The sequence below is a fragment of the Sandarakinorhabdus sp. genome, from assembly GCF_040398645.1.
Lineage (GTDB): Bacteria > Pseudomonadota > Alphaproteobacteria > Sphingomonadales > Sphingomonadaceae > Sandarakinorhabdus.
The window spans coordinates 26443-31466 of sequence record NZ_JBBATR010000011.1 but is presented as its reverse complement, the minus strand read 5'-3'; the positions used below and the strand labels follow the sequence as shown (position 1 = coordinate 31466).

Annotated in this window: 4 protein-coding genes; 2 read left to right on the top strand and 2 right to left on the bottom strand. The window is 64.6% G+C overall.

Features of this window, described 5'->3' with window-relative positions; translation table 11 throughout:
- The first annotated feature begins 10 nt into the window (after positions 1-10).
- Entirely contained in the window at positions 11-469 is a 459-nt protein-coding gene (locus ABWP50_RS04275) for a molybdenum cofactor biosynthesis protein MoaE (protein ID WP_353216779.1), read from the top strand.
- 8 nt (positions 470-477) lie between these two features.
- Here ABWP50_RS04275 and ABWP50_RS04270 read toward each other — a convergent pair whose 3' ends face one another.
- The gene (locus ABWP50_RS04270; RefSeq protein WP_353216754.1) at positions 478-1023 is read right to left on the bottom strand and encodes a DUF3833 family protein; all 546 of its coding nucleotides are present in this window, start codon (positions 1021-1023) and stop codon (positions 478-480) included.
- 55 nt (positions 1024-1078) lie between these two features.
- A complete protein-coding gene (locus tag ABWP50_RS04265; protein WP_353216753.1) occupies positions 1079-1939 on the bottom strand; it encodes a diacylglycerol kinase family protein in 861 nt (286 codons plus the stop codon).
- Between the two features lie 294 nt (positions 1940-2233).
- Here ABWP50_RS04265 and ABWP50_RS04260 point away from each other — a divergent pair, with 294 nt between their 5' ends.
- Positions 2234-4696: a TonB-dependent receptor gene (locus ABWP50_RS04260; RefSeq protein ID WP_353216752.1), complete on the top strand. Its 2463-nt coding sequence runs from the start codon at positions 2234-2236 to the stop codon at positions 4694-4696.
- Positions 4697-5024 lie beyond the last annotated feature (328 nt).

Sequence of the window (5024 nt, the reverse complement as noted above, 5' to 3'; positions counted from 1 at the left end):
GTCACCAGCAATTGGGGCGCGCCTGCAATCCGGGCCGTTCGATATCGCAGCCGAGCACGCCGGCCTGATCGGCGCCCGCACCGATCTTGGCGCCGTGGTCAGCTTCACCGGCCTTGTCCGCGCCGATGACGGCCTGGTCGCGCTCACCCTCGAACATTATCCAGCCATGACACTGGCGCAGATGCAGGCCATCGCCGCCGATGCCGCCGCCCGCTGGCCCGGCGTGGTGGGCAGCATTGTCCACCGCCACGGGCGCCTGTTGCCCGGCGACGCCATCGTGCTCGTCATCACCGCCTCGCCCCACCGCGGCGATGCCTTTGCCGCCGCGACCTTCCTGATGGACTGGCTGAAAACCAAAGCGCCGTTCTGGAAGCGCGAGGAGTGGGCGGATGGCACCACGCGCTGGGTGGCGGCAAAACCGGCGGACGATGCGGCGGCGGATGGGTGGGGCCAGGCAGCGCCGCGATAAAAGCGCCTTCAGCCGGGCACGCGCATGATCACTTCATCCAGCCGCGCGACCGGCATGCCGAATTTGCGGATGATCATCACGTTGCGCGCTTCATTGCCCCCCGGTTGCAGCGTCAACCATTGATCGGCCTTGAAGCCGCCCTTCAGGGCAAAGCGCAAATGCAGGACATTGCCGGTCACCTCACCCACAACTGGCCCAGCGGCATCCGATAGGGTGCCGGCATAACGGCCCGGGCCAATCGCGCGAAGCTGCCATTGCCGCCGCTTGATATCGCGATTGCCTTGCCGAACGCCTTGATCAAGCAAGATCATGCCGTCAGCCGCGGTCTGTCCACTGCCATCCACGCTGACAGGCTCGGTGCGGCGCATGGCTATTTTCAAAATACCGCGGCCCTGCGTGCGGCCGGCAAAGAATGCGGCAACATCAAATTGCGGCAGCGCGGCCTTGCCAGCCGTCAGCCGCCCCGCCGGAACGCAGGCCGACACGCCAGCCAGGACCGCAAGCATCACCACGGCGACGCCGACGATTGACCTGATGTTGGCACGGCGGAGCATCGTGAAATGCTAGGGCATCGCCTTTGCCCGCTCAAGTCTGTCATGCGCGCCGGCTTCAAGCAGGCAGCGTCCGGATATAGCGCAGATCGGACCAGCCCGGCACCAGACGCGCCGGCGGCGGCAGGCGTTTGAGTTCGCCATCAAACAGGCAGCGCAGGGTGCGGCGGCGGCCAACCATCAGTTCGCTGGCGGTAAACGCCGTCACGGCGGCGGCATCACGCCAATCATCCAGCAGCCAGCGCATGGCCACGGCCATCGCATCGCCGATGCCACTGCCCGAAAACAGCGCCACATCCAGGCCCTGAGCGGCAGGCATCACCAGCACGCCGGGATGGCGGCCGGCATGGCCCGCCACTTTCACGCCGCCCAGAAAGCCGCGCGCCAGCGCCAGCCGCACCGCCTGCCACACCCGCCACAGCCGGCCACGCCGCGCATTTTCGCGGGCACGCGCCCAGCGCGTCATCGGCCCGATGATGATGCGGCAATAGCTGGTGTGATCGCCGGCACGCACCACGGGCACATGCACCAGCATGGGCGCGGCATCACTGGAGGCAGCAGCCGCCACGATGGCTTCGGGCGGCGCATCGCCGTGCAGCGCGCGCGGCAACAAATTCATGGTGCCGCCCGGTATTGCCAGCACCTGCCCCGCCCAGCCGCGTGCCGCCGCGCTTGCGCTGTTGATGGTGCCATCGCCGCCCATGATCACCAGCGTGTCAATGCCCGCCAGCGCGGCGGCACCGGGCGCCGGTTCGCGCGGGAAATCGCTGCTTCCGGCGATGGTGGCACCTGCTGCCAGCACGGCTGCCTCCAGCGCCGCGATGCGGCCTTCATCGGTCGAACGGCTGGCGCGATTGGCGACCAGCCACACGCGCTCCAGCGGGCGGGCGGGTTCGGGCGGATGGGGTGCGGGGCTCATCGCACGCACGTGCCGGGCCCCATCGTTGGCGTCAATCATTCGTCCTGCGGCAGCGGACAGTGCGGTAGCGAAGTACGGCGCCGCACGCGGCCAGAACTCAACACCATGGCGATGCCGACAATCGATCTGGTGGCGGCGCGGCCTTGGTGTTGCAGGAAAGCCACAGGCGCGAGGGGTCTTGGGTGAGTCACAAAACTGCAAGCAGACCGCCCGTGTATCGTAGCAATTGCCGTGCAGGGGCCGCATCGAAGCGGCGCCAGTGGTGGCGGCGCGCAGTTTGACCAGGGGGTCATCATGATTCGCAACACCAAGCCATATTTGTTGACAGCGTCGCTTCTGGCGATGGCCGCAGTGGCGGCAATGCCCGCCCATGCGGTTGAAAATGCCGCTGGTGCTGCCGATGCAGCTACAGCAGCCGAAGACGGCCTTGCCGAAATCGTGGTCACTGCCCAAAAGCGCAGCGAGAATCTGCAGAAGACGCCGATCGCCATTGCGGTGCTGGGCAGCGCCGTGCTGACGGATCGTCACATCGTGTCGCTGCTTGATCTGGGCGATGGTGCCATTCCGTCCCTGAAGATTGCGCCATTCTTCTCGCGCCCCGGCGTGCTCGTCATCAACATCCGCGGCGTCGGCGTGATGGCCGACAGCAACCAGCCGGCCCGCGACCAGGGCGTTGGCGTCTATATCGATGGCGTCTATCTCGGCCGTGCGCAGGGCCTTGGCGCTGCGCTTTATGATGTCGAGAATATCGAAGTGCTGAAGGGCCCGCAGGGCACGCTGTTCGGCCGCAACACCATGGGCGGCGCGGTGAGCATCGTCACCAAGAAGCCCAGCGGCCAGTTCAAGTCCAACACCACCATCGGCGTTGGCAACTACAACAGCTACAACGCGGTCACCCACATCGATCTGCCGGAAGTCGCCAACATCAGCTTCAAGCTCGACGGCATACTTTCGCGCCGCGACGGCATGGTGGACAACCCCTTGCAAGGCCAGAACGATTTCAACAGCTTCGACAAGCGCGGTATCCGGCTTGAAGCGTTGTGGCGTCCGACTGACAATTTCAGTGTCGATGTCGCCGTGGACAACAGCTATGATGCCACCAGCACCCTGTATTTGCAGCAGGTTTCCCGCCCGCTCGGCCTTCCGGCCACCGCCACTGCGCCGGCGATCCCGCCCAACTTCGTGGCAGGGATCAACCCGGTGTCGGCAACCCGGCTCAGCGCCGCCAAGGTCGGCGTGCCGCAGCCGCTGAGCATCGGCAAGACCGAAGGCTATCGCCTCGGCTTGGAATGGGACGCGTCTTCCACGCTGAAATTCAAGTCGATCACCGCCTATCGCGTGATGAGCCAGACCCAATGGGACAATGGCTCGGCGGATTCGACGCTCACGATTGCGCCGACTGCGGCCAATCCCAATGGCAATTTCCTGATTGCCACCGGCGGCGGGCCTTATCAGTTCGGCCGCATCAGCGTCGCGCCATTCCGCCAGAACCAGGTCAGCCAGGAAGTCGAAGCGGTCGGTGAAATCGGCCGCGTCAAGTTCGCTGCCGGCGCCTTGTTCTATCAGGAAAAAGTCGAAGACAACGCCCAGGCGTTCAACACCATGATCGTCACGGATGCTGCCGGCACCACGTTCGCCCAGCGCCAGATCGATTTCAACACGCAGATCGTCCAGCGCGCCAGCTATGTGCGAGTCACCAGCATCGGTGTGTTCGGCCAGGGCACCTACACGCCGCCGATCGCTGACGACAAGCTCCACCTGACCTTGGGTGGCCGCTGGACCCGCGACGACAAGCAGGGCAATCTGTTCACCATCAACGGCGCACTGCCGGTGGTGCCGGTCAATGGTGTCAACGTCTCCGGCAAGATCCTGCTCGATCAGGCCTGGAGCCGCTTCGATCCGCTGGTCACCCTTGCTGCCGAAGTGACGGACGATATCCTGGTCTATGGCAAGTGGAGCACCGGCTATCGTTCGGGCGGCGCCAGCTCGCGCTCATTGACCTACCGCTCGTTCAATCCGGAATCCGTCTCGATCTTCGAAATCGGCGGCAAGGCCCAGTTTTTCGACAACCGGCTGCGCTTCAACTTCGCGGCGTTCACGGGGTCGTACAACGATATCCAGCTCGATTTCAGCGGCCTCTATGAAGACGTGATCAACGGTGTCCGCGTCACCACCACCCGCACCACCACCGATATCATCAACGCGCCGGGCGCTGGACGGGTGAAGGGCTTTGAACTTGAACTGCTGGTCAATCCGGCCAAGGGCCTGACCCTGTCGGCGAGCTATGCCAAGAATATCGTCACGATCCCGCCAACGCTCAACCCGTTCCCGCAGACGGGCGGCCTGCCGATCACCGTGCCGGTGCCGATCTATCAGGTCTACACGCCGGAAAACACCGCCAGCGCCTCGATCGACTATGATCTGCCGATCAAGGACTTCAAGCTGCACGCCCACCTTGATGCCAACTACGATTCGGGCTTCTTTGCCAACTACACCGACGTGACCTATGATCCGGTCACGCGCGCCGTGCGCTTTGCCCAGCCGAAGGGTGATGCGACCTTCCTGGTCAACAGCCGCTTGGCCCTTGCCGATATCCCGCTCGGCAGCGGCGATGGCAAGTTGACCTTGGCAGTGTGGGCCCGCAACCTGCTCAACGCACAGTATCTGTTCTGGCAATCCGGCAGCCCGCAAGGCGGCATCGGCGGCTTCTTCAACGATTTCCGCACCTACGGCGTGGAAGCCAATGTGAGGTTCTGAACCCGAATATCCTTAAGCAAGAAATGGCCCGGATCAGCGATGATCTGGGCCACTTTTTTTGCTTGGCAAGCCTGGCCTCGGACCAACACGCCCGCCGTGCCGAGCACCCAAACTGATCGGAAAACGCCCTCACGGATTGCTCCAGCAGCCAAATCCGGAGGTTTCAGCTTATTTTGCCGCGCTCGCGGTGGCGTCAAAGCTCCACACGCCCGGCCCGGAGGGCAGCGCTGACCAGCCGCCAGCCGCCAGCATGGCCGCCACATCGGCCTCACCGCGCGCCCAGTGCAAGGCCATGGTGGCCCGGCTGAACTCCCGGCCCTTGGCGGCC

Bases quoted from the DNA above. Each gene is read 5' to 3' on its own strand.
- ABWP50_RS04260 (WP_353216752.1), top strand. From the start codon at position 2,234: ATGATTCGCAACACCAAGCCATATTTGTTGACAGCGTCGCTTCTGGCG.
- ABWP50_RS04265 (WP_353216753.1), bottom strand. From the start codon at position 1,939: ATGAGCCCCGCACCCCATCCGCCCGAACCCGCCCGCCCGCTGGAGCGC.
- ABWP50_RS04270 (WP_353216754.1), bottom strand. From the start codon at position 1,023: ATGCTCCGCCGTGCCAACATCAGGTCAATCGTCGGCGTCGCCGTGGTG.